Origin of the sequence: Streptomyces sp. 15-116A (assembly GCF_025290915.1) — a bacterium.
Classification (GTDB): Bacteria; Actinomycetota; Actinomycetes; order Streptomycetales; family Streptomycetaceae; genus Streptomyces.
Window position 1 is genome coordinate 1 of sequence record NZ_JAOCQE010000005.1, and the last position, 25,217, is coordinate 25,217.

Annotated in this window: 30 protein-coding genes; 20 read left to right on the forward strand and 10 right to left on the reverse strand. The window is 70.0% G+C overall.

The genetic code is table 11. The annotated features are described in order from the left end of the window. Positions 1-44 precede the first annotated feature (44 nt). The 6 genes from N4P33_RS01760 to N4P33_RS01785 all read right to left on the reverse strand — a co-directional run bounded on the left by N4P33_RS01760 (position 45) and on the right by N4P33_RS01785 (position 5,847). Positions 45-506, reverse strand: coding sequence for a DUF6238 family protein (locus tag N4P33_RS01760; protein WP_061441576.1), 462 nt, complete (start codon positions 504-506; stop codon positions 45-47). 101 nt (positions 507-607) lie between these two features. Further along, complete coding sequence (locus N4P33_RS01765) at positions 608-2,080, reverse strand: SCO6880 family protein (protein ID WP_260824374.1); 1,473 nt, start codon at positions 2,078-2,080, stop codon at positions 608-610. Positions 2,081-2,161: 81 nt separating this feature from the next. Then, positions 2,162-3,544, reverse strand: coding sequence for a hypothetical protein (locus N4P33_RS01770; RefSeq protein ID WP_061441574.1), 1,383 nt, complete (start codon positions 3,542-3,544; stop codon positions 2,162-2,164). A gap of 36 nt (positions 3,545-3,580) precedes the next feature. Continuing rightward, the gene (locus N4P33_RS01775; RefSeq protein ID WP_061441573.1) at positions 3,581-4,273 is read right to left on the reverse strand and encodes a hypothetical protein; all 693 of its coding nucleotides are present in this window, start codon (positions 4,271-4,273) and stop codon (positions 3,581-3,583) included. Then, positions 4,273-4,587, reverse strand: a complete 315-nt coding sequence (locus tag N4P33_RS01780) for a DUF6112 family protein (RefSeq protein WP_054100372.1) — start codon at positions 4,585-4,587, stop codon at positions 4,273-4,275. Before N4P33_RS01780 ends, N4P33_RS01775 begins: the two co-directional genes overlap by 1 nt. Positions 4,588-4,725: 138 nt before the next feature. Beyond that, positions 4,726-5,847, reverse strand: a complete 1,122-nt coding sequence (locus N4P33_RS01785; protein ID WP_061441572.1) for a C40 family peptidase — start codon at positions 5,845-5,847, stop codon at positions 4,726-4,728. Between the two features lie 512 nt (positions 5,848-6,359). On the opposite strand from N4P33_RS01785, the gene N4P33_RS01790 reads away from it, so the two are divergent. The 20 genes from N4P33_RS01790 (at position 6,360) to N4P33_RS01885 (ending at position 21,191) form a co-directional block, all read left to right on the forward strand. Further along, positions 6,360-7,115 (forward strand): site-specific DNA-methyltransferase, encoded by a 756-nt coding sequence (locus N4P33_RS01790; protein ID WP_061441571.1) that lies wholly within the window; start codon positions 6,360-6,362, stop codon positions 7,113-7,115. A gap of 251 nt (positions 7,116-7,366) precedes the next feature. Then, positions 7,367-7,918: a DUF4913 domain-containing protein gene (locus tag N4P33_RS01795; protein WP_061446786.1), complete on the forward strand. Its 552-nt coding sequence runs from the start codon at positions 7,367-7,369 to the stop codon at positions 7,916-7,918. Continuing rightward, positions 7,915-8,400, forward strand: a complete 486-nt coding sequence (locus tag N4P33_RS01800; protein WP_054100375.1) for a hypothetical protein — start codon at positions 7,915-7,917, stop codon at positions 8,398-8,400. The genes N4P33_RS01795 and N4P33_RS01800 overlap by 4 nt, the downstream gene beginning before the upstream one ends. Positions 8,401-8,418: 18 nt before the next feature. Further along, positions 8,419-9,117 carry a hypothetical protein gene (locus N4P33_RS01805; RefSeq protein WP_061441570.1) on the forward strand — a complete coding sequence of 233 codons (699 nt, stop codon included), beginning with the start codon at positions 8,419-8,421 and terminating at the stop codon, positions 9,115-9,117. A 25-nt stretch (positions 9,118-9,142) separates the two neighbouring features. Next, entirely contained in the window at positions 9,143-9,886 is a 744-nt protein-coding gene (locus N4P33_RS01810) for a hypothetical protein (protein WP_061441569.1), read from the forward strand. 181 nt (positions 9,887-10,067) lie between these two features. Beyond that, positions 10,068-10,388, forward strand: coding sequence for an SH3 domain-containing protein (locus N4P33_RS01815; RefSeq protein WP_061446785.1), 321 nt, complete (start codon positions 10,068-10,070; stop codon positions 10,386-10,388). A gap of 96 nt (positions 10,389-10,484) precedes the next feature. Further along, positions 10,485-10,967: a hypothetical protein gene (locus tag N4P33_RS01820; protein WP_061441568.1), complete on the forward strand. Its 483-nt coding sequence runs from the start codon at positions 10,485-10,487 to the stop codon at positions 10,965-10,967. Next, positions 10,964-11,407: a hypothetical protein gene (locus tag N4P33_RS01825; RefSeq protein ID WP_061441567.1), complete on the forward strand. Its 444-nt coding sequence runs from the start codon at positions 10,964-10,966 to the stop codon at positions 11,405-11,407. The genes N4P33_RS01820 and N4P33_RS01825 overlap by 4 nt, the downstream gene beginning before the upstream one ends. A gap of 10 nt (positions 11,408-11,417) precedes the next feature. After that, positions 11,418-11,831, forward strand: a complete 414-nt coding sequence (locus N4P33_RS01830; protein ID WP_061441566.1) for a hypothetical protein — start codon at positions 11,418-11,420, stop codon at positions 11,829-11,831. A 47-nt stretch (positions 11,832-11,878) separates the two neighbouring features. Continuing rightward, positions 11,879-12,721 (forward strand): helix-turn-helix domain-containing protein, encoded by an 843-nt coding sequence (locus tag N4P33_RS01835; RefSeq protein WP_061441565.1) that lies wholly within the window; start codon positions 11,879-11,881, stop codon positions 12,719-12,721. Next, positions 12,718-13,233 (forward strand): hypothetical protein, encoded by a 516-nt coding sequence (locus N4P33_RS01840; RefSeq protein ID WP_061441564.1) that lies wholly within the window; start codon positions 12,718-12,720, stop codon positions 13,231-13,233. Before N4P33_RS01835 ends, N4P33_RS01840 begins: the two co-directional genes overlap by 4 nt. A 44-nt stretch (positions 13,234-13,277) precedes the next feature. Further along, the gene (locus tag N4P33_RS01845; RefSeq protein ID WP_289625165.1) at positions 13,278-14,465 is read left to right on the forward strand and encodes an MFS transporter; all 1,188 of its coding nucleotides are present in this window, start codon (positions 13,278-13,280) and stop codon (positions 14,463-14,465) included. A gap of 29 nt (positions 14,466-14,494) precedes the next feature. Further along, positions 14,495-14,797, forward strand: coding sequence for a hypothetical protein (locus tag N4P33_RS01850; protein WP_054100383.1), 303 nt, complete (start codon positions 14,495-14,497; stop codon positions 14,795-14,797). Between the two features lie 50 nt (positions 14,798-14,847). Next, positions 14,848-16,092 (forward strand): acetyl-CoA carboxylase biotin carboxylase subunit family protein, encoded by a 1,245-nt coding sequence (locus N4P33_RS01855; protein WP_061441562.1) that lies wholly within the window; start codon positions 14,848-14,850, stop codon positions 16,090-16,092. Next, positions 16,089-17,240: a hypothetical protein gene (locus N4P33_RS01860; protein WP_061441561.1), complete on the forward strand. Its 1,152-nt coding sequence runs from the start codon at positions 16,089-16,091 to the stop codon at positions 17,238-17,240. The genes N4P33_RS01855 and N4P33_RS01860 overlap by 4 nt, the downstream gene beginning before the upstream one ends. Continuing rightward, positions 17,237-17,866 carry an HAD family phosphatase gene (locus N4P33_RS01865; RefSeq protein WP_260824375.1) on the forward strand — a complete coding sequence of 210 codons (630 nt, stop codon included), beginning with the start codon at positions 17,237-17,239 and terminating at the stop codon, positions 17,864-17,866. Before N4P33_RS01860 ends, N4P33_RS01865 begins: the two co-directional genes overlap by 4 nt. A gap of 28 nt (positions 17,867-17,894) precedes the next feature. Beyond that, positions 17,895-18,761: a DUF317 domain-containing protein gene (locus N4P33_RS01870; protein WP_061441559.1), complete on the forward strand. Its 867-nt coding sequence runs from the start codon at positions 17,895-17,897 to the stop codon at positions 18,759-18,761. 28 nt (positions 18,762-18,789) lie between these two features. Continuing rightward, the gene (locus tag N4P33_RS01875; protein WP_061441558.1) at positions 18,790-19,278 is read left to right on the forward strand and encodes a hypothetical protein; all 489 of its coding nucleotides are present in this window, start codon (positions 18,790-18,792) and stop codon (positions 19,276-19,278) included. A gap of 101 nt (positions 19,279-19,379) precedes the next feature. After that, on the forward strand, positions 19,380-20,126 hold the full coding sequence (locus N4P33_RS01880; RefSeq protein WP_233520688.1) for a DUF317 domain-containing protein: 747 nt from the start codon (positions 19,380-19,382) through the stop codon (positions 20,124-20,126). 33 nt (positions 20,127-20,159) lie between these two features. Next, positions 20,160-21,191 carry a SpaA isopeptide-forming pilin-related protein gene (locus N4P33_RS01885; protein ID WP_061441556.1) on the forward strand — a complete coding sequence of 344 codons (1,032 nt, stop codon included), beginning with the start codon at positions 20,160-20,162 and terminating at the stop codon, positions 21,189-21,191. Positions 21,192-21,544: 353 nt separating this feature from the next. On the opposite strand, the gene N4P33_RS01890 is transcribed toward N4P33_RS01885, so the two are convergent. The 4 genes from N4P33_RS01890 to N4P33_RS01905 all read right to left on the reverse strand — a co-directional run bounded on the left by N4P33_RS01890 (position 21,545) and on the right by N4P33_RS01905 (position 24,831). Beyond that, positions 21,545-22,072, reverse strand: coding sequence for a DUF6262 family protein (locus N4P33_RS01890; RefSeq protein ID WP_078884524.1), 528 nt, complete (start codon positions 22,070-22,072; stop codon positions 21,545-21,547). Further along, the gene (locus N4P33_RS01895; protein ID WP_260824414.1) at positions 22,069-22,521 is read right to left on the reverse strand and encodes a transposase; all 453 of its coding nucleotides are present in this window, start codon (positions 22,519-22,521) and stop codon (positions 22,069-22,071) included. Before N4P33_RS01895 ends, N4P33_RS01890 begins: the two co-directional genes overlap by 4 nt. Further along, entirely contained in the window at positions 22,424-23,977 is a 1,554-nt protein-coding gene (locus N4P33_RS01900) for a tyrosine-type recombinase/integrase (protein ID WP_199560838.1), read from the reverse strand. Before N4P33_RS01900 ends, N4P33_RS01895 begins: the two co-directional genes overlap by 98 nt. A 548-nt stretch (positions 23,978-24,525) precedes the next feature. Beyond that, positions 24,526-24,831, reverse strand: a complete 306-nt coding sequence (locus N4P33_RS01905; protein ID WP_313904430.1) for a tyrosine-type recombinase/integrase — start codon at positions 24,829-24,831, stop codon at positions 24,526-24,528. Positions 24,832-25,217 lie beyond the last annotated feature (386 nt).

Consider the following 25,217-nt stretch of genomic DNA (forward strand, 5'->3'; position numbering starts at 1 on the left):
GGGCCGGTGGCTCATCGGGGGCCCCTCGATTCTGCGGGTGGTGCTCATCGCACGCAGGCCGTGGCGTGCGGGCGGAGGTCGGTGGGGGTGGTCTTGCGGCGGACGACGTGTCCGGCGGCGAGGTGGCGCTGGCAGATCGTCAGCACGGGCAGGCCCTCGGGAAGCCGCTCTGGATGGCAGGCGCTTGTCTCGGCGTCGGCCTGGGGTGTGCCGGGCAGCAGGTGGAAGGCGGCGTGGACTTCGGTGGTGGCCTGCCAGAGCCTGGTGTGGGCGGTGGCCAGGTGACGTCCGGCGGCCGGGTGCGGGGGCCGGGTGTGGTCGGCGAGCCGGTCCAGAAGCTGGAGCAGAGCGGTGAGGTGGGCGTGCAGTACATCGAGGTGCAGACGGTCCACGGGCCTGGGCGGGTCTGCGTCCGAGGGCGTGAGGGCGCGTGTGTGGTGGCGGATGCCGGCGCTCGCGGCGCGGAGGTAGGGGTGCGCGTCGTCGGGGCGCGGGGGAGAGGTCAAAGGTAGTGGTCCTTCCTGCCGGTCGGCAGGGTGGTGAAGGGGCGTCCCGTCGCGGGTGATCCGGAGTGCAGTGGGTCAGGGCGTGCACGGGCGCTGCTGGTTCACAGGGCGGTGCGGGCGAGCGGAAGCGCGGAGAGGGCGAAGGCGTCCGGCTGCTGGTAGTTGAGCTTGCGAAGATCGACGCCGGAGGTGACGGCGTGGGTCTCGATCTGTGCGCAGGCGGCGTCCAGGAGGGCGTCGGTCTCGGCGGTGACGGTGACCAGGCCGGTCAGGGCCACGTCCGCGTGCCCGGCGATGAGCTGGCGTTCGCGGGTCTTGACGTCGGCGTACTCGACGGAATCCTCTTCGGAGTCGACCTGCCCGCGGCGGGCGCGCTCGTTGGCGTCGGCGATGATCGCGGCCTTCTTGCGCTGGACGTCCCGCAGTGCGGACTCGAGCCCCTGCGGCACGTAGACAAGGGACAGGGTGCGGCGCACGCCGGCCGTGAACATGATCCCGTGCAGGAACCCTGCCCCCATCTCGGTGCGCGGCCAGTTCTCCACCCAGTACGTCGCGTGCCGCGCGCTGTCGGTGGCGAGGCGGTCGTACTCCTCGAACTGCACGACGGGACCGGCGGCTGCGGGGTCGGCCTCAGCGCGGCCGGTCTCGGACCACTGCTGGAGCGCGGCGAGCGCCTTGGGGTCGTAGGCAGTGCGGATGACGGCGGCGATCTCCCGCGCGCTCAGCCATCCGGTGACCATCAGGCCGGCGTTGCGGGCGGCCTGGGCGATGGAGGCGGTGGTCTGCTCCATGACGGTGAATGCCCCGGGCAGCCCTCCGCCGGTCTGGTTGATCAGGCGCCGGGCGGCCTTGAGGTCGAGGGAGATGGCGAGGTAGGTCTCGTGCGGAGCGGCGGCCGGGCCGGCCGAGGCGACCAGTTCGGAGTAGATCTGTCCGGCGACGGGGGTCTGGGGCTGCCCGTTCTGGGTCCAGTGGCGGGTGAGCGTGTCACCGCTGTCGGGCACGGTGCGCTCCAGGACCTGCACGGTGGCGACGTGCCCGGTGCGGGCGATACCTGCCAGCGCGCGCCCCCAGCTGCTCACGTTGTGGTTCTGGGTGGCTGGGTCGAGGAGGGCGAAGGCACGGCTGGTGACGCGGGCGATGGCGGTCAGGGTCTGCTGGTGCGGGTCGTGGACGGCGGCGGCTCCGTTGGCGGAATCGCCGGGGGTGACGACTTTGAGGGAAGCGGCGGTGCCGGGCAGATGGAGGAGGCCGTCCTGCCGGGGCCTGGTGACAGGTCGGGCGAGCCAGAGGGTCTGGCCGGTGCGGCGGCGGTGCGCGTACCGGGTGACGATCGGTGCCCAGTCGATGAGGGAGCGGCCGTGGCGGCGGATGGCGACGAGTGCGCCGGATGCCGCCCACAGCGGTGCCAGGGCAACGGCGCCGAGTAGCCCGGTGGAGATCACCGTCAGCAGCAGCAGGGCCAGTGTGCAGGAGACGAGAACGAGTTGGGGCAGGGAGAGGCCGAGGAGGATGCCGCGGCGGCTCCGGTGGGGGAACTTCACCGTGACCGGAGCAACAAAGAGGTCAGTCATGGGGGCGGGTCCTGGAGGCGCGGGTGGAGGCCGGGGGCGGGAGGTGGTGTGCACGTCCCGCCCCCGGGCGTCGGGCAGGGATCAGAGGCCGGTCGGAGGCGGCGGCGGTGCCGACCCGCTCGACGCGGCGTCCTGTGAGCCGGAGGACGGGGGTGCGCCCTGCGGAGGCGGTGTCGTTGTCGGCGGAGTGGTCTGCCATCCGCCGCCCTGGCCGGACGCGGCATGCGCGCCGGATCCGCCGGGTCCAGGGCTGCCTCCCACCTGGCCGCTGGTGTCGTCGGACACGCTGGTCGGCGCGGGCTGGACGGCTTTCTCCAGGCCGGACTTGACGGCATCGCCGCCGGGCGAGCCTCCCGTACCACCGCCCTGCGAACCGTCCTTGCCTTCGCCGCCGGTCGGGTCGGTGGCGATGTCGCCGGGGAATCCGCCGCCGTCGGGGCCTTGCGGTGCGGCACTCCCCATGGCGGCAGCGCCACCTGCTCCGGCTGCGGCGCCACCGGTTCCGGCGGTGGCTGCGGCTGCGGCGGCCTTGCGGGCGGCCTTCTCGGCGTGGGCCTTGGCGATCTGGGCCCCGGCGCCACCGGCACGGTGGATGGACTCGCCGTCGGTGCCGTCGGCCGCCCAGTGCACGAATTTGAAGACGGCGTACGGGCACAGCAGCACCAGGACCATGATCACGATGCCGGACATGACGTCGGCGAGCGCGGCGATGCCGTCATTGGCTTCGGTCTTGCCCATGGCGGCGATACCGAGGACGAAGATGACGGTCATCAGGAGCTTGGAGACGACGAGGGTGGCGGTGGCTTCGATCCAGCCCTTGCGCCAGCGCCGGGCGACTTCCCAGCCGCCGCCGGCGGAGGCGAAGACCGCGAGGGTGACCATGACGAGGATGCCGACCTTGCGGACCATCATCACGCACCAGTAGAGGAAGGCGCCGATGGCGGCGCCGAGTCCGGTGACGACCGGGACGAGCCAGCCGAGACCGGACAGCGCCCCGATTTGGCTGACCTTCACCACGCGGCGCACGGCCGATTCGATGTTCAGGTGTGCGGCTTTGAACAGGCCGTCGCTGACGGCGTCCACGACCTCGATGGCGACTGTGGTCAGGGCGATGGCGCAGAAGGCGAACAGGACTCCGGACGCGGTGCCCGTGAATGCTTGGGTAAGGGCTTGCCCGTCGCGTCTGATGGCGGCCCGGACCAGTTGCGCGCAGAAGGTGGCGACCAGCAGGACCAGGCCCAGCGGCAACAGCATTTCGTAGTTGTCGCGGAACCACCCGGCGTTCAGATCGACCTTGGTGGTGGTGTTGACGGCTTCGGCGGCCAGGTCGGCTGCGGCGGCTGCCAGTTCACCGGCGGACTTCGCCATCCAGTCACCGATGGCCTTGCCCGGGTCCGAGGCGAAGTCCACCGCGTCGCCGACGGCGCACAGTTTGTCCGCCAGGGGGAAATCACAGAAACCCACGAGGAGTTACTCCTTCTTTCGTGTCTCAGACGCGGGTCACTGCGTGACGCTCGGTGCGATGGCGGCCAGGGTGCAGTCGTGGTTCGGGCGGCACTGGACGGCCAGGGTCACGGCGCGTTCCTCGGCTCCGCCGCCGCCCTTCTTCCAGCTGAGGGTCTGCTTGCCGTTGACGGTGACGACGTAGATGTACGCCTCGGTGATCGCGGACGGATCCTCGGCCAGGGCCTGTTTGAACGCGCCGGGGTAGTGGCCTTCGGTGATGTGGGCGGTGGCGTGCTGGTCCTGGTCGGCCATCCGTGACCACAGCACGGGGTCGGGGACCTGGCCTGCGACCGAGGTCCAGTCGGCGTACTTGGTCTCGGTGGTCATCCAGGCGCGCATGCCGGCGAGTTGCTGGTCGCGGCTGGTGTCGCGGGTGTCGTAGGACCAGAGCATCTGGGCCGCTGCCTTGGCGTAGGCGACCGGCTCGGCGATCTGCGGCGGCTTGGGCACCGACCCGGACCCGGAGGAAGGCTTGGGAGCAGCCTCGGAGTGGGACGGGCCGCCCGTGGGAGCCGGTGGCGCGGCATCGGGAGTCTGCTGGCTGTTGCCACCGCCGGTCAGCAGGGCAACGACCCCGGCGAGGGCAAGTAGAACGGCGACAACGGTGGCGCCGATCGCGATGCGCTGGTTCGTCGACCAGCCCGAGCCGTACGAGGACAGCGAAGAGGAGGGGAAGCGTTTCCGCATCAGTGGACCTGCGATCCCAGGCCGGAGAAGAAGGCCACGATGCCGTTCGCGGCACCCAGACCGAGGGCGGCGCCGGCGGCGACGACGGCGCCCTTCTTCCCGTTGGCCTCGGCCTGGTGTCCACCGGTGTGGTGGCCCCAGGCCCATACGCCTAGCGAGACGGCGAGGGCGCCGACGACGGCGATGATCCCGAACATGTTGATGCTGTTGACCACGTTCTTCAGCACGGCGAGGCCAGGCAGCCCGCCGCCTTTGGGCGTGATTCCTGGGTCGTAGGCGAGCTGGATGACGCGGTCTGCGAGAGGGACGGACATAGGTGGTGCGAGGCTCCTTGCATACGCGGGCCCGGCGAGGCCCAACGGGAAGGTGAAAGCGGAGGGAGAGGCGAGCGAAGGGCACGGAAGTGGCCGCGTCAGCCCGGCCCGCCCGGGCTGACACCGGGCGGGGCGGCGTCAGAGGACGCGGCGGACGGCGAGAATGTCCCAGTCCTTGATCGGGGTGATCCGCACCGGCTTGGTGGTGCGTGGCGCCTCAATCACGAGGCCCTCGCCCATGTACATGCCGACGTGCTCAGGCCGTGCGGCGGTACCGCGGCTGAAGATCAGGTCGCCGGGCTTGAGGTGAGCGGGCGAGACAGCCTTGCCTTCGTTGACCTGCGTGTATGTGGTGCGGGTGAGCGTGATGCCAGCATGGGCGTACGCCTGCTGCATCAGGCTGGAGCAGTCGCAGCGGCCCATGGGGTCGGGGCCGTGTGCGTTGGTGCAGGATCCGCCCCACTGGTAGAGCGTGCCGAGCTGGTGCATCGCCCACTCGATGGCCTTACGGGCCTTCGGGTCGGCGTCCTTGGGGATCGAGTAGCCCTTGGGGACGCTCCCTTCGGGGATGCGGCCGAAGCCGGAACCGTCCTGGCCCGGCGCGCAGCCGGTCGTACTGGTCGACGGCTTCTCGTCCTTGTCATCCGTGGCATCCCCGGCGCCAGGGAAGGTCTTGACGATGGCGGCCTGCAACGCGGTGGCCAGGTTCTCCCACTGCGCGTACGCGTCCGGCAGGCCGGATTTCTGCACGGCTTGCGCGGCCTGGGTGACGGTCATCTGCTGCCAGCCGTCCACCTTGAGCAGGTGCTTGTAGAACTGCTCGCTCGCGTAGGTTGGGTCGCGGATCTGCTGGGCGCGGCCCCACCCCTGGGACGGACGCTGCTGGAAGAGACCGAGGGAGTCGCGGTCCCCGTAGCCCAGGTTGCGCAGCCGGCTCTCCTGCATCGCCGTGGCGAGCGCGATGATCTGTCCCTTCTTGGGAACGTCGAGCGAGAGGCCGGCGGCCACGATCGTCGCCGCGTTGGGGACCTGCTCGGCGGGCAGGTCCAGGCCCTCAATGTCAACGTCCCTGCCGGACGCGCCGTCGAGAATCTTGGTGACCTGCTCGGCGACCTTGTCGCTGTCGATGTCGGTCAGGCAGTTGCTGAAGGAGCTGCTGCTCTGTACGGCTTCGGCGGAGGAGGCGAGCATCATGCCGGCGCCGGCGAGCAGGATCGGGGAGAGGAAGACGACGCCGATGCCGGCGGCGAGTGCCTTCAACCCGAGCGGACCGCTCGCCGGTCAGCGGGTTCGGGCATGGATGGGTGGTCAGACGTCATGAACGAGTCCTTCGGGATGTGGTGTCCGGCGTGCCGCGTTCGCGAGGCGTGGTGGAAGGGCGCGGCAGCCGGGGTGGGCGATCGGAGGCGGGCCGGTGCGGGGGAGTTGCCGCTCGCTCCGCGCGGCCGGCTGTGAGCTAGGTGTGCCGGGGCAGGGGTATCTCCATGAGGTGTGGCGAGGATGTAGCCAGCGGCGGTGTGCGCCGGGCGGTTCAAAAACAGTAGGTGCGGATCGGCGGTTGACCAAAAAGCTCGGCGTGAGGTGCCGAAAACCGGTACATCGGTAAGGGTTTCTTGGTCGTCGGCGGATTCGCCTCTACAGTTTTTTGACTCCCCCTCGCCCTCCTCGGTCTGCGGCCACGGGCTTCTGCATGCCCGGTTCCGGCCCGCGAGGACGCTTGTGCGAGGCGGTGTTTCCCTCCGCGATTTCCGCACCCGAATAGGGGTTCCTCTTTGCCTTTTTCCCTGCACCAGGGCGACGCTCTGGCCGTTCTCTCCGGCCTACCGGACGGCTGCGTCGACTCCGTCATCACCGACCCGCCGTACAACAGCGGCGGCCGGACCGCGAAGGAGCGCACCACCCGCTCCGCGAAGCAGAAGTACACCTCCGCCGATTCCAAGAACGACCTTGCCGACTTCACCGGCGAGAACATGGACCAGCGCTCCTATGGCTTCTGGCTGACGCAGATCATGACCGAATCGCACCGGCTGACGAAGACCGGCGGGACCGCGCTGCTGTTCACCGACTGGCGCCAGCTCCCCACGACGACGGACGCGATCCAGGCGGCCGGGTGGCTGTGGCGGGGTGTGCTGGCCTGGCACAAGCCGCAGGCCAGGCCCCAGAAGGGCCGGTTCACCCAGAACTGCGAATTCATCGTCTGGGCGTCCAAGGGGCCGATCGACGGCTCCCGGAACCCGGTCTACCTACCGGGTATGTACTCGGCTTCGCAGCCCTCGGGGTCCAAGCGCCAGCACATCACGCAGAAGCCGGTCGAGGTGATGCGCGAGCTGGTCAAGATCAGCCCCGAAGGCGGCACGGTCCTCGACTTCTGCGCCGGCTCCGGCTCCACGGGCGTCGCCGCCCTGCTGGAAGGCCGGGACTTCATCGGCGTGGAGAAGACCGAGCACTACGCGGCGATCGCGGCCGACCGGCTCACCGAGACGATCCGCGCCACCCTCACCAAGGACGACGTGGTCCTCGCCACCTGAGCCGCGTCCTCTCCTGCCGCCAACGCAACCGGCTCCCTGCTGAGCCGCCGGCGGAGCACCGCCGGAGCGGACGTGCAATTTCACTGCCCGGTCCGTGCAAGGACGCCTTCGCCTTTCTCCCAACCCGTGTCTCGTAGGAGGCTGAACTTTCAATGTCCGAATCCGCAAGGCCGTCTGACGATGGGGAGCTGGAGCCGGTTCGTATTCCGGATCCGCAGTTGGAGGGAATCGAGGCGAGCGTGCGGCGGCTCATGGAGCAGTCGGCGCAACAGGCTCAGCAGCTCGACCACCTCGCATCCGCGCCGGCGCCGAGCGGGTCACCGTTCGCCGCGTTCGGTATGCCGGGACTCGGCGGGCCTCCGGCCGCCGTTCCGCCGGAGCCTCGCCCGATCCTGGAACTCGACGGGGAGGAACGGGAAGACGAACTCGACGCCCTCTCGGACTGGGTCGACGACTTCTTCCTCCCGGTCTACGGAGCGGAGGTCACCACCGCGGCACCTTGGTGCCTGCAGTGGCAGGAGCACGACGACGTCGTGGCCTGGCTCCACGCCCTGTGGCTCGCCTACCAGCAGCACAAGGACCCCGAAGCCGGGCTCTCCGGCCTGTTCGTGTGGCACCGCGACTTCCTCACCCACGCCGTCGCCACGATTCGCGCGCCGGGCGGACCGCTGTCGGCCTGCATGACCTCCCCCGACCGGCCCGCTCACCGTCTCCTGCCCGGCCCGCCGCCGTCCGTGCGCACCGAGACCGCGGCCACGGCGGATGGCGCCGGCACTGCCGAGCCGGGCGAGCCGACGCCATGACCGCGGGAGCGGGACAGCCCGCCTTCGGACTGAGCTTCGACCCTCGCGCGCTGACCGATCTCCTTCAGGCCCCCAGCGATATCCGCGACCTCACCCTCGCCTACCTGCAGGAAGTCGTGAACGCCCAGCGCTTCGGACAGCGCCTCGACGGCGACCTGGAGGGATTCCGGAAGCTGTTCGTGGACCGCCGCAAGGACTGGCGCGTCGTCTACGGCGTCCGCCCGGCGCCCGCGGAATCCGCCCACCCCAAGGAGATCCACGTCGTCGCGGTACGGCCGCGTGCGGGCAACGACGTCTACGACGAGGTCGGCCGCCGCCTGGGGATGACCCGCCGGCCGCTGAGCGCTCGGACGCACGCGGCCCGCTCGCGTTCCCCGCAGCTGACCACCCGTCCTCCCAAGCCCCGGCCTGGTCCGCCGCCTGCCGCACTGCCGGGCCTGCCCCGCCCCGCACCCAACCCCGCGCACCATCCCACCCGCTGAACGCACGGAGCGCCGCCCATGCACCCTCAACCCGCGCCGACACCCACCCGGCGTGCGGTCACGCAGCTCGACCACCGCCTCGAAGCGGTCACCGGCCACGACATCGACACCCTGTGGACCTACCGCGACCGCGGCGCCCTCGACGACCCGCACGCCCAGCTGGTCGACCGGCACCGCACGCTGGCCAGCGCCCAGATCGGCGTCACCTTCTACCTCAAGCTGCTCAACCGTCTCACGAGCGGTGAGTTCCCTGTCGACGGTGCCCTCTTCGTACGCATCGACCGCACCGTGGACCAGCTGGAGGAAGCCGCCAACGCGCGCGACGCCGCCGCCCAAGAGGTGCTCGCCGCCCTGGAGCCCATCGAGGCCGCCGCCGCAGCATCGACGCCCGACGAAGGACGACTCTCGACCGACGACCGGGCGGCACTGCTCGCCATCGCCGGCGGTGCCAAGCTCCACGAACACCTGCTGACAGGCCGACTGTCCGTGACCGCCTCCTCCGGCACCCGCATCCCCTATCCCCAGATGCAGCAGCTGGAACGCGCCGGCCTCACCGTCCGGGACACCAGCCACCCTGTGCACGCCGGCCAGCCCGTCTCCCTCACCGACGCCGGACGAGCCGCACTGCTGGACGCCCGCCGGACTCCTGCAACGCATGCGCCGACGAGCCCGGCTCGCCCCGGTGCCCCGCCGTCCACTCCAGCGAAGCGGCGCTGAACTGCACCGATCCACCGAAAGGCTCTTGTTGTCCCCCACCGAACCGGCGCCGGCCCGGAAGACCATCCCCCACGTCGACTTCGAGCTGGACGACCTCGACTCCGACGAGGAGAGGTACCTCGACTTCTACCGCAAGGTCGCTGTCCACGAGGACATGCTCGTCCCCCTCGCCGAACACCACGACGGCCCGAACAGCTACTACGTGCTGTTCGACCGAACCGCCACCTGGGGACGCCCCGGCATGCCCCAGGTGCTCGCCGTGCATCTGCAACGGGACCACGAGAAGCGCATGTTCAGCTTCGAGCACGCTCAGCTGCCGCTGCCCGCGATGGCGCAGTCCTGGCTCATCCACCGCGGCTGCCCGCCCGAAGCCATCGGCCTCCACCCCGAACTGGGCCCGCCACCGGCGGACGAGGCCACGCGAGCACTAGAGCGACGCCTCGTCGGCGACGGCGACCACTACGCCATGGGCTACTCCTACACCAGCGACGACCCGGACGACATGGTCATCGTCGTGGTACTGCGTGCACAGGACGAGCAAGTCCCCAGCCCGTTCCGCGTGGTGGTCGAGGAGGTCGATACCGAGACGTGGACGCACACCCTGCGGGAGGGCGGCTTCGACACGGCCGGAGAGGCCCTGCAGTGGTGCGACGACCGCCTCACCGGCAAGGCCGGGCCGCTCCCGCCGGTCCGCCCGGCAGTCACCCCCAGCCGCCCGGCAGGTGTAGCGAAGGCCCCTGCCCCGCATCCGCCCGGCCGCTCTCGCTGAGCGCTGTTCCAGTCGCGGGCGGCGCAACATAGCCGACGATCGCCGGTTAGCCAAACCGCCGATTCTCCGGACTCTTATACAGCCGCCGGGGACAACTCCCGCGGCCACTTCCCCGCATTCCCTGCGCCTTCACGGAGGTTTCTTCCGCATGCGCTCCACCCGAATCGCCATATCCGCGGCGATGCTCGGCACGCTCGCGCTGCCGGCGCTGTCCGCCACTCCCGCCAGCGCCGCGACCGAACCCACCGCAGCAACCGCCACCCCTGCCGTTAGCTGCCACAACCTGCCGCCGCTCCCGTACACGGTGCACACCAACGCCGTGACCATCCGGTCCAAGGCCAGCTCGAAGTCCACCGCGCTCGGCGTGCTCTACAAGAGCCACAAGTTCAGCGTGTCCAAGAAGAGCGGCAACTGGCTCTACATCACGGACAAGACGACCGGCGTCAAGGGCTGGGTCTCCGGCACCTACGTCTACCGCGACGTCCGCATGTGTCTGGACTGACTGGATCCAGCACGTCCCGCCCAGCGGCGGGGGCATCGAGTACAGCCGCCCCTCACATTCCGCAGGCACCGGCCTTTCCAGAACAGGAGATCCCTTTTGACCGACGGCATATCCGAGGAGTCTGCGGATGTCGTGGGCGTGCTCACCGAACGGATCGAGGCCCGCTTCGGCATGGGCATGGACCAGTTGAAGGCCGCGGTCGCCGCCGCTCCGACCGCGAACCCCGACGCCACCGACGTCGTCAAGTGGCACGGCCTTCTCGTCGAGGCCCAGTCCGTGCTGGAGCGCGCAGAGGACGACCTCCTCGCCGCCCTTGAGACCCAGCCCAGCGAGGTCGACGACCCGACGATGGGCCTCGCCCATCGGGTGAACGCCGCCGTCACCACCCGCGACGGCCGGGCCATGGTCGTGCGGTGGCTCCTCGACCCGGACGCCCCGGGAAAGAAGGACCTCGCCGCAGAGCGCCTGGCCCGCATCCGGCCCCGAAGCGGCCCGGCAGTGCAGACCAGCGCTCCCCATCGTCCCGCAGGGACACCCGCGCCGGCGTCGGCGTGGCGGCCGGCAAGGTTCGCCCGATGAGCCGGGACAAGGCCAGCACCATGGACACCGACCTGCAGAAGGTCTTCGGGAACCCGGTACCCGAGCTGTACGAGGCTGCTGCCGGCCACGATGCCTCACCCGAGCTAGCCCGTGCCCTGGAGCTGCGCTCGTTCCTGGCGCTCACCGAGGAGCAGGTCGCCCGCGTCCGCGACCGCGTCCATGCCGACATGGACCCCGAGCGGGACATGGGCGAACTGTCGGCGGACAAGCTCCGCTTCGACGCGCAGTGGCTGGAAGCAGCACTGGAGGCCCGCGACGGCTACCGCGCAGCCCTCGGCGAGCTGCTGCGCACCATGCCCCCGCCTGCAAAGCAAACCCGGCCCGCTCGCACGGCACAGCTCAAGGCCACCGCCACCCTGCCCCCGTCTGCCGCCCCGGCACCCCAGCGTGCCGGGGCGGCCCGGGCCCGCCGACCGTGAAAGCCCCCGATTGCCCCACCTCACGTCCACCGACATAGCCGACCGGATCGAGGACCTGTACGGCGCACCGCTCGCCGACCTCGAAGCCCATGCACAGGACCAGCCCCCCGGCATGCTGTCCGCCCTGCTCGGCATGCACGGCGCCCTCGCCCTGGCCGAGCGCAGCATCGACTTCCACCGCGACCAGCTGGCCCGGCTCGTCCACCCCGAGCGGCAGATCGGCCCGCACGAGGTGTCCCACCTCCTCGACGGCACCCGCCGGCTCGCCGAAGCCGTCGCCGTCCGCGAGGCCCAGGCCACATCGGTCGCAGCCGTCCTGCAGAGCCTGGCCCGCGTCCCGGCCCCGACGTCTGCCTCTCCGACTCCCGCGCCGCCTGCTCCGGCCGCGCCCCTTATGGCGCAGAGCGCGGCGCACAGCCGCTGACCCGACCCCCAGGCGATTCCCCCTTCTTTCACCCAGGAGTTCCTCCCTTGGCCATCACCGCTCTGCCCCCCGATGCCGACGCCGACATCGCCCGGGTCACCGAGGCCCTCGCCATGATCACCCCGCGCTGGAACGTGAGGATCCTGCTGGCCCTCTCCGGCCCGCCGCTGCGCTACAGCGAGTTGGCGGCCAAGGTGTCCTGGCTGCAGAACGGCCAGCTCCACCCCAAGTTGAAGTCGTTGTGCGACGCCGGTCTCGTCGAGCGCACCGAACACACCGCACGGCACGTCACCTACGGCCACACCGAGCGAGCCACTGCCCTGCTGCCGATCCTGCCGATGATCGTCACCTGGGCCGAAGAGCACCTGGAGAAGGCGGAGCGCCCGCTGGCCGCGATCGAGCAGATCGAGGACAGCCTCACCCTGCTCACCCGGCGCCATGCTGCCGCCATCCTGTGGGTGCTCAAGTCGCGTAAGGAGGTCAGTGGCCGGGTTCTGGCCCGGATCGTGATGCCCAGCAGCGACTGGACCAACATCTATCCGCCGTTGCGCCAGCTCGTTGCCGACGGTCTGGCCGATACCGAGGGAAACGGCCGGCCCTACCGGCTGTCCGCCGCCGGCGACGCCCTGGGCCCCGTCCTCGGCACGCTGTCCGCCTGGTCCGCCGGGCAACCCCTCGACCAGGCAGCCAGCCACCCCGTCTGGGGGCAGCCGCAGGCCAAGAGCGCGCCGAGGCCGTGGGTCAGCAGCCCGTCACGGCCGGCGCCCGTGGCGCTTCCACCTGCTCGGGCGGTTGGGTCGTCCCCGGTGTGGCACCACCGCGACCTCTTCTCGCACGCTGCCACCGGCCGCCCGACGGCAGCCATCCCGGCGGGAGGCCCGCGCCGATGAGCACTTCCTTCCCCCCTGCCGAAGCGCGCCAGGTCATCGACCTGCTGGCCTCACGCTCCTTGATCCGTCTGATCACCGAGATCGACGACAACGGCGCCATACCGCCGCGACGGCTCGCCGGCACCCTGCCCGACCTTTCCGCGCACCAACTGCGCAGTGCATCCGACACGGCCCGTGCCCACGGCCTCGTCCGGGTCGCGTCCGGCGCCGGTCTGGAACTCACGGACTCCGGGATGGAACTGGCCGACTTGTACGACGCGCTAGCCCGGTGGGCGCGGCGTCACTCGGCCCCCGCCGCCGTCTGCGAGTTCAGCAGCCGCATCCAGCACGTTCTCGGCCTGCTGGCACCCTCACTCACCCCCGGGAACGCCGACCGCCCCGCACCCCTGCCCGACGCGCACCCGATCAGCGCGGAGGCTGAGGCGGACCTAGCGCGCGTCCGCACGCACCTGATCCAGTGGCTGGCCGGCAACCCCCAGGTGACCAGGGCCGAGCCCGAGCGGGCCGCGTGAGCGCAGCGGTCACACCCCGGCACGCACGCCACACGGCAGGGCTGATGAGCAGCATTTACCTGCCGCGCACGGCGGACGCGTTGGCATTCGCGATGTCCACCTACGGCATCCCGTTGCTCGTTCTGGCCACGACTGGATCCGCCGTACTGACAGGGGCCGCCTTCGCCCTGGAGTGGATCCCGCGCCTGGCAGCGTTCGGGTGGGCCGGGCCGATCGTCGACCGACGCGGCGCCTCGGTGGTCTTCCACCTCGCCTCCCTGGGACGGGCGCTGGCTCTCGCCGCCGGCGCTGTCCTGCTGTACCTCTACCCGTCCGGTGCTGCGGCGAGCGTGACGGTGATGGTGCTGGCGGCGGCGACCGGTGTGCTCACTGAGTTCAGCTACATCGCCGTCGAGACTGCAGGTGCCGCCGCCGGCCGCCGAGCGGGACCTCGGGCTCACCGTGTCCAGGCTGCCCTGCTCGGCATCGACCAGACGGCGACCTTGGCCGGACCGGCGCTCGCCGGCGTGCTGCTGCTCGCCGGGCCGCCGTCGATGCTCGCGGTGGTCACCGTGCTCTCGCTGCTTGCCGCGCTGCTCGCCCTGCGCACACCGCCCTCACCCGTGGCCCCGGCCCGCGCGCCGAAGGGACGGCCCGGCGCCGGGCTCGTCACCGGGTGGCGCACCATCCGCGCGCTCCCCGCGCTCGGCTGGTTGGTGGCCGGGCTGACCCTGTCCAACCTGTCTATCGGCCTTCTCCAGGCAGCCGGTCCGGTGATCGTCGTCCAGCACTTCGGGCAGTCCACCACGGCCGTCGGCCTGGTGTGGTCCGCCGCAGCGGCGGCCACTTTGGTGGCCGTCACCGTCTGTCGGTTCGCGTTGGACCGCCTGGGCCTGTGGCCGGTGGGAGTCGCCTGCTCCGTCATCGCTTCGCTCGCCTGTCTCGCAGCCGCCCTGGCCCCCGACTACCTGTCCTACCTGGTCATGGTCGCAGTCCTGATGGCAGCCGATGGCGGCTTGGCGGTCGTCCTGCGCACCCTGCGCTCCCGCCTGATCCCCCCGGAGGCATTCGGCAGCACCCTGTCGGCCACCATCCTCATCCTCCTGCTGCCCTTCCCCCTCGCCGGCGTGCTCACCGCGCTCACCCCGCCCGACGCGCTGGGCCACGTCATCACCGCCTGTGCCGCCCTGCAAACCCTCGGCCTGTTCTGCGCCTTCGCCCGCCTGCGCACCGACCCTGCCCTGCGCGCCTGACCCGGCTGTCCCGCCCGTGGAGGACCCCTATGACCATCGCCGCCCTCGGGTCGCACCGAGCGACCGGCCGCACCATCACCGAGCAGTTCCACGCCTTCGACGCCCGCAACCCGCACGTGTACCGATCCCTCGAACGCATGGCCGCCCGCCGCCTGGCCGCCGGCGCCACCCGGATCAGCCTCAAGGACCTCTTCGAAGACCTGCGACGTCAACTCCCGTACGGCGTCGCCGGGCTGAACAACAACTTCACCGCTCTCTACGCCCGTCGCCTCATCGACGACCACCCCCACTGGTCCCACGCGTTCGAGCTGCGCCGGCGCCGCGCCGCCTGAGACACCCCCTTTTCCCTGCCCTGCCGTCCCTTGATACGGAGAATTCCCTCTTGCCCGCTCGCCCTGTTGTACTTGTCGTCGCTCCCGGAGATGAGAACTACCGCGGCTACTGCCTTGAGCAGGTCGCCGACGCCTACAGAGTCGTGCTGCTCACCGGCACCGAACCCTCGTGGGAGAAGCCACACATCACCGATCACGCCGTCGTGGACCTCAGCGATCCTGCCGCGCTGTTGGCGGGGGGCCGGGCCCTGGCCGCACGCCACGACCTCGCCGGTGTCATGACCTGGGACGAGTGGAGTGTGGTCCCGACCGCCCGACTCGCCCGCCAGCTCGGCTTGTCCACCACCTCGCCCGAAGTGATGCAGGGGTGCCGCAACAAGGCCACCGCTCGGTCGCTGTTCGCCCGCCACGGCGTGCCCTCGGCCGCTTCGGTGAGCGTGCGTACCCGGCAGGAGGCCGAAGCCGCCGCCGACCGGATCGGCTATCCCGTAGTGCTGAAGCCTGCCTCACACGCGGGTGCCATCGGCGTGCTCCGCGTCGATGACCGCGACCAGCTCACGGCCGCCTACCGGGCGGCCGAACGGACGGCCGGTCAGGGCACCGAGAGCACCAGCGTCCTCGTCGAGGAGTTCCTCGACGGGCCGGAGATCTCCGTGGAGTGTGTCACCTACCGCGGCGCCACCACGGTGGTGGCGGTCAACCGCAAGACCATCAGCCCTCCGCCGCACTTCGAGCAGCTGGCCCACAGTGTGGACGCCGACGACCCGCTCCGGGAGACCGTCGCGCCGGCCGCCCGGGCGGCGATCAACGCCCTCGGCATCACCGACGGCGTCAGCCACATAGAGATGCGCCTCGTCGACGGCAGGCCCCGCCTCATCGAGGTCAACGCTCGCCTGGCCGGAGACATGATCGGCCACCTCGTGCGTCTCGCCACCGGCATCGACCTGGTCCGTGCCGCCGCCGACATCGCCTGCGACCGCACCCCCGACCTCACGCCCACCAGGTCCTCGGCCGCCGCCATCCGGCTCCTCTATCCGGACACCTCCGGCACCCTCACCCACCTCACCTACGACGGGCCCCGCCCGACGTGGCTGGACCGGGTGCACTACCAGTGCCGCCCCGGTGACCAGCTCCTCCTCCCCGCCGACGGAGGAAACCTGTACACCGGCCGGATCGGCTACCTCATCACCACTGCCACCACCGGCCAGCAGGCGCGTGCACGCGCCGACCAGGCTGCTCGTGCCGTCACCGCGGTCCTCGACCGGACCTCCGGCCCCCGTAGCGCTGCGGCGTGAGCGCGGTGTCTGCGGCTGACCGGCATAGCCGGGCATTGCTGACCGGCTATTTCCTCGGCCTGGGGGCCATCATGGCGGTGTGGGGCGCCCGGATGCCCGCCGTGCAGCAGGCTGCCCACCTCGGCACCGCAGGGCTGGCCCTGGTCCTGCTGGCCGCCGCCGTCGGCATGGTCGCTGGACTGCAGCTCGGAGGCCGCTACGCCCGCCCGGCGCGGCTACCAGCCCAGCTCACCAGTGGGTCCATCGCCCTGGCCGGGTGCCTCGTCCTCGTGGGACAAGGCGAGAGTCTGTCCGCGTTGCTGCTGGCGGCTCTCGCGTTCGGTCTCGCGCACGGCGTCCTCGATGTGGCCGCCAACACTGCGGCCGTCCGCTGCCAGAACGCCTTCGGCCGGCCCATCATGTCTGGTCTTCACGCCGCCTACTCCCTCGGCGCCCTCGCCGGCGCCGCCCTGGCCGCCCTCACCGCCCAGGCCCCGCACAGCACACTCTTCACCGCAACAGGCGCCCTCCTGGCCGGGGCCGCTGTCGCAGCGGTGCCGGTCACCCGAAGCCTGAGCGGCGCAGAGCGACCCGCAATGCGCGCTGGCGCCGGGAAGCTGCCCCTGCTTTCGTCGCCGGGGAAGCTCTGGCTTCTGGCCGCCCTGGCCGCTGCGAGCCTGCTGGGCGAGGGAGCCGCCGCTGACTGGGCCGCCGTGCACCTGCACACCCTGGGCGCCCCGACGGCCGCGAGCGCCACCGCGTTCGCGCTGTACAGCGCGGCCATGGCGGCCGGACGGCTGACCGGTGACCGGCTCACCGCTGCCTTCGGCGCCCCGACAGTCGTACGGGCCGGAGCCCTTCTCGCCACGGCCGGACTCACCATCGGCGTCATCGGGAACAGCACCCCACTGGCGCTGACGGGCTGGGCGGTCTTCGGACTCGGCCTGTCCACCACCGTCCCCTCGCTCATCACCGCGGCCGGCGCCGGAGGCGCCAAGGCCGTGGCCACGGTCACCGCCACCGGCTATCTCGGCCTCCTCGCCGGCCCGGCCCTCATCGGAGCCCTGGCCAGCGCCACCACCCTGCCCACGGCCCTGCTGCTGCCCGCCCTCCTCGCAGCCGCCGTCGCCGTCCTCGCCCACCGCGCCCTGGAGAACACCACCCCTTGACGCCCACCACTGCCCACGCGGGCCTGGACGCCGTCATTCTCGACTACAACGGCGTCATCGGCCTGCAACCCACCACCGACCAGTGGCTCCGCCTGGCCCGCACCGCCCTGTGGCCCGAGGACGGCCTCCCCGCCTTCCAGAACGCCTTCTGGAACGCCCGCACCGCCTACGACGCAGGCCACCTCAGCGACCTCGCGTACTGGGCCACGGTCCTCGGCCACCACCCCGGTGCCCGCAGGCTGCGTGGACTCCGCGACGCCGATACCGACACGTGGACGTCCATCGACGATCACGTCATCGATGTTCTCCACCAGGCCCACGAGTCCGGGCTGCCGCTGGTCTTGCTGTCGAACGCACCCCGCCACCTCAGCGATGTCCTCGACCGCCGCCCGTGGCGCCGCCTGATGAGCCACGCCTTCTACTCGGCCCGGCTCCAGGTCTGCAAACCCGACCCGGCCGCCTACCAGCACGCGATGAACGCCACCGGCGCCGCAGACCCCGACCGCGTCCTCTTCGTGGACGACCGAGACGACAACTGCCATGCAGCCCGCCACCTGGGCCTGCGCACCCTGCACTACACCGGCCACCCCACCGACCTCGCAGCCGCCCTGCAGCCCCCGAACTGACCCGCTTCCTCCTCCCCCCCAGGATTCAGTGCCCCACGACGACCACGACACCATCGACGGCGACGTCTACGTCTCCCCACGCCACCTGGCCCGCTCCACCGCGGTCAGCGACCCCGGCCTCGACCCGCTGCGCGACCTCGGCTGGGATCTGCACCACGACCACCTCGGCAACGCCTACCTCACGGCCCTCGACGGCAAGGTCCGCCTCGGCTACCTCCCCGAAGGCGACGACGACGGCCTGTGGCGCATCAACGCCTACAAGGACGCCTTCGGCCCACCGGCCTGGGGCGTCTGCTTCAACGACAGCGCGCCCACGGAGTTCGTCACTGCCTTCACCACCGCCCTCGCCGAGGCGTACCGGCAGGGCCCAGACCGCTACCTTGCCCGCCCGCTTGCCGGAAGCACCGACCGTGACCCGTTCCAGGCCGTTGACCCGCTCATCAATCGAGGCTGGTGCTTCGACCGCCCGGATCTAAGGACCTTCGCCATCACCGCACCCGACGGGCTCGCCACGCTGGAATACACCACCGGCGACCTCGACCCGGCGATCGAGCTGGAAACCCGCGACGCGCGCTGGCACCTGTGGGCCGGCACCTCCTCAGCTCGGCCCTACTGGTACGCCACGGCCAGCACCGACACCCCCGCAGCCCTTCTGCGAGCTGTGACCGAGGCCGTGGCCGACCCCGCACCCCTGCCTCGATGGCGGGACGACACTTCCAGCTACGTCAAGGACCACGCCCAGACTTCCCCGATCCACCCGCCCTCTCCGCCGACGCCCACCCCGCTCGACGTCCGGCGGGCCGCAGCGTCCCGCCGCCCGGCCGCGCTTCCCGCGGCCAGCGTTCCGCGCTGGAGCACCACCAGCCGACATGCCCTGCCCGGCCAACGCCGCTGACTCCACTCAACTCCGACCGGAGACCCTCGTGTTCCTGCAGGCTCCCGAGTTCTTCACCGAGCTGTGCCTTCCTTTCCACGAGCACGCCGTCGTGGGCAACACCTACTACGCCGCCCCCGTGCCGGGCACGCCGCTGCGTTTGCGGATTGACTTCACCCGCACCATCCACGCGGACACCTACGGCGGGCTGCGTGTCGCAGTCGTCCACCCGGAACGCGGGGAGATCGACGCGGTGGCACTCAGCTTCGTGGACCACGGAACCTTCCACCGCCGCGACGAAGCCACCAACACCCCTCCGAACACCAAGCAGTACGGCACCTTCGGCACCTACCACCGCCCCGGCCGCCCCCCGTGGGACGGAGCCGTCACCACCGGGCTGCGCGACGCCATCGAGCAGTACACGGCCGTCTGGTTCCCCGGCGCCTGGGCTGCCTCCGCGCCCAAGCGTGCGGCCGGCCCCACGCCGCGCAGCACTCCAGCTCCGCCGACCGTCCCCGCCGGGGCCCGCACCCGCTGAGCCTCGTCCCGTTCCCCGCGCCACCTACTCAGCAGGAGCATCTCCTCGTGTTGCCCGACCCACCACGCGACCCCTTCAACAATCTCGACCCTGCCCAGACCGTGAGAGTTCTCCCGCGTCACCTCGCCGGTCCCGGCCAGGCAGACCTGGAGACGATCTGGGCCTTCCCCTTCGACGACGGATGGCACCTTCACCAGGGACTCGAAGGGATGGTGTTCGCCATCAGCCCCTGCGCCCGGCTGTGGACCCGCTTCGCTCCCAAGCCCGAGGAGCGAGGCGCAGACACGTGGACCATCGGCATGGACCGTGCCCCCTTCGGCCCGCGGGCCTGGGAGATCACCTTCGACGCCACCACCCCCGCCGAACTCCTGCGCGACGTCCACACCGAACTGCTCGACCTGTACCTCGAAGACCGCCACAGCGACAAGAACCACCTGGTCGAGGATCCGACGGCCCCGCACGAGGTGTACACGCCGCTCCTCACCCACGGCTGGAGCCACAGCGTCAAAACGGACGGTACGCAGACCTTTCTGCCACCAGAGGGCCTTGGCGGTGTGCGTCACCGGTACGCCACCACTGGGTCCGACGGTCCGGCCTGGCGGGCGTGGGGCGGATACCCGAGCGAGCCGCACTGGCAGGCCCAGTTCTCTGCCGGCGCGCCCACCACCCTCGCCGCGGCTTTCACCGCCTCGCTGATCTCCACCGAACCGCTGCACCGGGCCGTGAAGCAGATCCCCTTCCACACCCGTCGTCACCTCTACGTCGCACCGGCTGCAACCCCGCAGCCGCCCAGCCATCTGCCGCCCGCTCTGCCGTCCGCACCCCACCCCGCCGGCCGCGCCCGCTGACCTCCCCCGACCGATCAAGGAGTCCCCTTCCTCGTGCACGCACATCTCGTCCGATCCGCCGCCGCCATCGCCGTCGCCGCGGCCGGCACCCTCACCTGGGCACCGGCCGCGAGTGCCGAGCCCACCGAACCGACCCCCTCAGCCTCCGCCGCTGCCGAGACTCCGGCTGCGGACGCGGGCAGCGTCGAGATCACCACCAGGGACACAGCCGGAGACGCCCTGCCCGGCGCCCCCGGCGCCGTGTTCCTGCTGCTCGACTCCGCCGGCCAGGAAGCCGGACACGGGAAGACCGACGCACAGGGAAAGCTGACCTTCTCCGACCTCGCGCCCGGCGTCTACCGGCTCAAGGAGACGGCCTCCGGCAGCCCGCTCCACGAGGTCGTCGCCGACCAGGACGTCATCGTCACCCCCGGCGCGACCACCCGGCTGACGATCACCGATCCCTTCAAGGCCGCCAAGGTCCTCCTGCAGGCCAAGGACGACAAGACCGGCAAGCTCCTGTCCGGCGCGACCGTGAACATCGGCACCGGCACCTCGACGCTGCTCACCCTGACCACGGGAGCTAAGGGCACAGCCTCCGGAGAGCTGCCCATGTCGAGCCGGAAGGCCCAGTTCTGGGTCAAAGAGATCAAAGCCCCTGCCGGCTACGACCTGTACAAGCCCACCAAGACGTTCACCGCTGCTCCCGGCGACCCGGTGACCGTGACCGTCACCAACGCCAAGACCACCACGACCCCGAAGCCTGAACCCTCGGGTAAGCCCACGCACACGCCCACCGACACACCCTCCTCCAGCCCAGGCAAGCCGAACAGCGGTACGGACAGGGCCACGCCGTCCGTAACGGATAGCGACACACCGGAAACCGACACTTCCGCCATCGCAGCCACCCCGGTCGGCGACTCCACACCGAAGACGCCGACGGGCTCCCTCGCCCACACCGGTGCTGACGCCACGCCGTGGCTGATCGGCGGCGCGGCCGTTCTGATCGCGGCCGGTGGAGGCGCCCTCACCGTGGCACGCCGCAGTCGCACCGACAGCCACACAGAAGACAACACCGGGAGCTGACCGCACCCACCCTTCTTCACTACACGGAGCCCCCGCAGCCCCAGCTGGACACGCTGTTCGCGACCGCCAACAGCGTCCTCCTGGATGTGGGGGCCTCGGTGTTTGTGAACCGCCCCTCTATAATCGAACGTGTGAGCGATACTCCGTCCCGTCTGGAACTGCTGCAGTTCACGCGCCGCGTGGTCGAGCAGCAGGCGCGGGCGAGCCTTCGGCAGCTAGACCGGTGGATCGCCGATTCTCTGGGGCTTCGAGCTGTTGCCGCGGCAGAGATCTCACGTTGATGCAGCTCAGCGCCAGTGTCTGTGACTCTATCCAGCGCAACAGGTGTGGTGCTATCGCCGGATCGGGTGAGTTCAGCGAGTCTCCCGAGGGCCGTGGTTGAGTGCTCGGGTCAGTTCTCGGTTCGCGGCTCGTGACGCGTCGAGCTCATCGGTTCGCTCACCCAACTCGCCCTGCACATCGGCGAGTTGTTGTTCCAGTCTCGTGATCTGTCGTTGCAGTTGATCGACGTCAACGGGGGCGCCGAGTCCGGAGTCAGCCCAGGCTGATTGCCCCATTGACTCGGAGAGCCGTTTCTCCAACTGTCGGACCCGTGTCTGCAGGCGGGTGTTCCGCTCAAGAGCATTGGCCAGGTCCGCTTGGAGCGAGGCCCTGCTCACGGCGGCTTGGCGGCCTTCCGACGGCGGGGCCGCAGCGGCGGCATGGACGCGTTCGAGCAGGTCTCGGTGGCGATAGAGGAACGTGCGGTCCACTCGCGCCGTGCGGGCGAGCGAAGCGACGGTGATTGCCTCGTCGGCCCGCAGGGCGGCGTCGAGGGCCTTGAGGACGCGTTCGCGGCGCCGGGCCGAGTCGGCTCGGCGCCCCTCGATCATGCTGGTCATACGGTTCGCTCCGGGCGGATGTCGGGCAGGGGCTGGCGGATGCGGGGCATTCCGAGTGAGACGACTTGGCGGCTGCGGCGGACGAGGGTGACGGCCTCCTGGATCTTCAGGCGGTCGTCGTCGGTGAGGTCATCGAGGTCTTCCTTGAGACGGCGGACCAGGCGGCGGACTCGGGTGATCTCCTCGTCGGAGGGCATCGCCTCATCCCTCGCCCAACCGTCGGCGTGGGCGAAGGCGGCCAGGCGTTCGCGGTTCCGCAGCAGGTCGGCGAGGTATGCCTCCAGGTCGGGCAGGTAGGAGATGTCCGTGCGGAAGTGGCCGCAGCCGACGCAGCGGAAACGGACTGGGCAGTCATGGCCGCCGGCTGCGACGTTCGACGGTTCGGTGCAGACGCCGTAGGGGACGGCGACCTCGCCGATGGCCCGACGCGCGTGCTCGGAGTCGAGCAGGGCCTTGGCTGTGCGCCAGACGCGTTTGCCGTGCCGGTCGAATTGCATCGTCGTGACGCGGTCGACGGCTTCGCGCCGTCGCTCCTGACCGATCCGGTAGTAACGCTGCGTAGTGCCGAGCTCGGCGATGGTCCATCAGGACCTTGAGGACATCGACCGGGGTTCCGGCATCGGCATGCCGCTGGGCATAGGTGTGCCGGTAGGCGTAGAGAACAACTTTCGACTTGTCGAAAGGCAGCATCTTCGTCACCCGCTCGCCGTGGATCTCGACCATGGTGGGGACGAGGATCTCGGGAAGGGAAGTCACCCAGGCTCGGTGCTGGTCCCCGATCGTGTTGTGCGCCATCGGTTTGGTGCCATGCGGATTGGTCACCACGGAAGGCAGCAGCCGGAGGTCTTTGCTGGGAGTATGAGGGAATCGAGCCCTGGTTCGCTGCTGCTGCGTCACGATGAGGGCGGCTGTGTTTTCGGAGATGGGAAGGCGCCGCCCGTTTCTGAGTGCCTTGTGATTGTCATAGATCAGAACAGGCTGTCCATCGCCATCTTTGTCAAGGCAGTCCCAAGGTAGCTTGGCGATCTCGCCCGGGCGCCGACCGGTATCGATCAGCAGCTCAATCGCTGTGCGGTTCTGCGTGTCTGCAATCATGTCTAGGTGGGCGCAGATTTGACGCATCACCTCAAGCGGAAGATCCCGGCCAGCCTCAGTGTCCTCTGGGTCATCCGGAATATCTCCTTCGCGAAGACAGAAGTCGTCCGCCAGCCCGTGGAGGATCTGGCCCCGCTGCGTGAGACCCAGGGTCCGCATACGGCTAAGCAATCGACGGCAGGCACGGGCATCTTCGCAGTGGCGGGACGCTGCGATCTCCCCCCTCTCCCGGAGGTACCGCAGTCGATTGAGGAAGAGAGTGATGTCCTCCCTGGTGAGAAGACGCAGATCCGCACCGCTGTCAGACCGGTTGAGCCGCAAACTCTCGGAGAGACGGGCCACAGCATTGATCTGTCGCTGGACCGTTCCTGTGGCGGTCGGGCCCCGACGACGTGGAACGTCATCCAGAGCCCATGCCTTCGTTGCCTCGCGCAACCACGGTTGGGTGATCGCCTCGAAGTGCAAGCGGCCCTTCAGGCCAAAGACCGACCCGATCCAAGTGTCCTTTTTCCGTTCCGTTTCTGCCGATAGCCAGGCATGCGTGACGTGTTTGAGGAAGGTCGTGGCCCACCTTCTTGAGCTGCCCGAGAGATCGCCGCTATCCAACTGGCCGAGCGAGTCAAGTTGCTGTCGACGAACCGCGTCGCAGAGTGGCCGCAGCTGATAGTCATGCAGTTTCACCCCCGCAGCCAGGCATTCCTGCATCGCATAGAGGAACTCGGAAACGACATGGTCGGACAGGCCGCGCAGGTTGATGACGCCCTGTTCGGGGACGGCTGGTTCGGTCCGCCGCCAGGCATCTTCGTCCACGGGGCGCCGTTTGCGCCATCGATGCTCGTGCGCGCGGCAGTAAGGGGGAGCCTCTCGGGCCCGGTCACGAAGGCATGCCTCGACCAGGCAAGGGCCAAACGCCCGCAGAGGCTGAGCCTGCGGGCTTCGGATGAACTCTTCCAGTGACAGACGAGAGCGATTGCACTGAAGACGATGCACATAGCACAAGCGCCCGGGGGCCGTCTCCCAAGGTCGAGCGCACTTGGGGACATGGCAGTTGGAGACCCCGATTCCTCGCCATCGCCGTCCGACTGTAGCCACGAACACCTCGAACGTCAGCCCGCTTTTTTCCCACCTCCTCCCACACCCACCGCACAGCCCGTGATACTTGGCGTGTTGCAGTCGCTGCTTGCAGTCGGATAGTAGACAGGTCGTGGCACCGACAAGCGGGTGGTCAATGGGGAAGACGACAATCCTGACTGCGGGATCCCAGCCCACCATGGTCAGGAATTCCGGGGTCACTTTCTCCATCAGATCCCGGGCGGATTGCCCACGGTCCACCGGAGAGTGGGAAGCACTGAAAGCCTTCACTTCCTCACCCCGTCGATCACAGTCCGTGAAGAAGGAACCCGCTCAACGGCTGCACGCAAGCGGGACGGTTTGGGGTGCAGGTAGGGCCGGGCTGAATTCGGGTGCTTCTGTCCCAAGAGAGCCTGTACCTCATCGAGAGTGCCACCAGCGTCACTGACGTTGCTGGCCATGGCATGTCGACACATGTGCGGAGCGATATTCCGCCCGAGTCCAGCCCTCTTCGCCAGCGACTCGACGAGCTCGCCGATCGCGTCTGGGGTGACGGGCGAGCCATAGGGCGGGCGGAAGAGATTGACCAGGATGAAGTCGCTGCCGCCGCGCCGAGCAGCCCGTGCCGTTCAAGCATGTATTGGTCGAATGCCTGCACCACCAGGAAGTCCACGGGCAGGGCGTGCGACTTCCGGGATTTCGACCATGCATTGTTGACGTTCTGGCGCCGGACGACATGAAGGTGGGCGCCCTCAATGTCGCAGCCCAGCGACCGGGAGTCCATCAGCAGGTGGGCATCCGTCCGCCGCAGGCCCGCTGCCTGGCCTCGACGGAGGCCCACTCGGGCCAGTAGCAGGACAATCAGGCGGTCCCGGGCTGATCGGCAGGCCAGAAACATGGCCACGATCTCCTCGTCGCTGGCCCGGTCGACATCGGTCTCCGGCTCCTGGAGCCGATGGCGGGCCCGCAGCCGGTAGCG

What these genes read in the sequence shown, in the direction of transcription:
- N4P33_RS01805 (WP_061441570.1), top strand. Translation starts at nt 8,419, where the DNA reads ATGCACCCTCAACCCGCGCCGACACCCACCCGGCGTGCGGTCACGCAG.
- N4P33_RS01765 (WP_260824374.1), bottom strand. Translation starts at nt 2,080, where the DNA reads ATGACTGACCTCTTTGTTGCTCCGGTCACGGTGAAGTTCCCCCACCGG.
- N4P33_RS01890 (WP_078884524.1), bottom strand. Translation starts at nt 22,072, where the DNA reads ATGACCAGCATGATCGAGGGGCGCCGAGCCGACTCGGCCCGGCGCCGC.
- N4P33_RS01850 (WP_054100383.1), top strand. Translation starts at nt 14,495, where the DNA reads ATGACCATCGCCGCCCTCGGGTCGCACCGAGCGACCGGCCGCACCATC.
- N4P33_RS01780 (WP_054100372.1), bottom strand. Translation starts at nt 4,587, where the DNA reads ATGTCCGTCCCTCTCGCAGACCGCGTCATCCAGCTCGCCTACGACCCA.
- N4P33_RS01815 (WP_061446785.1), top strand. Translation starts at nt 10,068, where the DNA reads ATGCTCGGCACGCTCGCGCTGCCGGCGCTGTCCGCCACTCCCGCCAGC.
- N4P33_RS01825 (WP_061441567.1), top strand. Translation starts at nt 10,964, where the DNA reads ATGAGCCGGGACAAGGCCAGCACCATGGACACCGACCTGCAGAAGGTC.
- N4P33_RS01800 (WP_054100375.1), top strand. Translation starts at nt 7,915, where the DNA reads ATGACCGCGGGAGCGGGACAGCCCGCCTTCGGACTGAGCTTCGACCCT.
- N4P33_RS01795 (WP_061446786.1), top strand. Translation starts at nt 7,367, where the DNA reads ATGGAGCAGTCGGCGCAACAGGCTCAGCAGCTCGACCACCTCGCATCC.
- N4P33_RS01845 (WP_289625165.1), top strand. Translation starts at nt 13,278, where the DNA reads ATGAGCAGCATTTACCTGCCGCGCACGGCGGACGCGTTGGCATTCGCG.
- N4P33_RS01775 (WP_061441573.1), bottom strand. Translation starts at nt 4,273, where the DNA reads ATGCGGAAACGCTTCCCCTCCTCTTCGCTGTCCTCGTACGGCTCGGGC.
- N4P33_RS01840 (WP_061441564.1), top strand. Translation starts at nt 12,718, where the DNA reads ATGAGCACTTCCTTCCCCCCTGCCGAAGCGCGCCAGGTCATCGACCTG.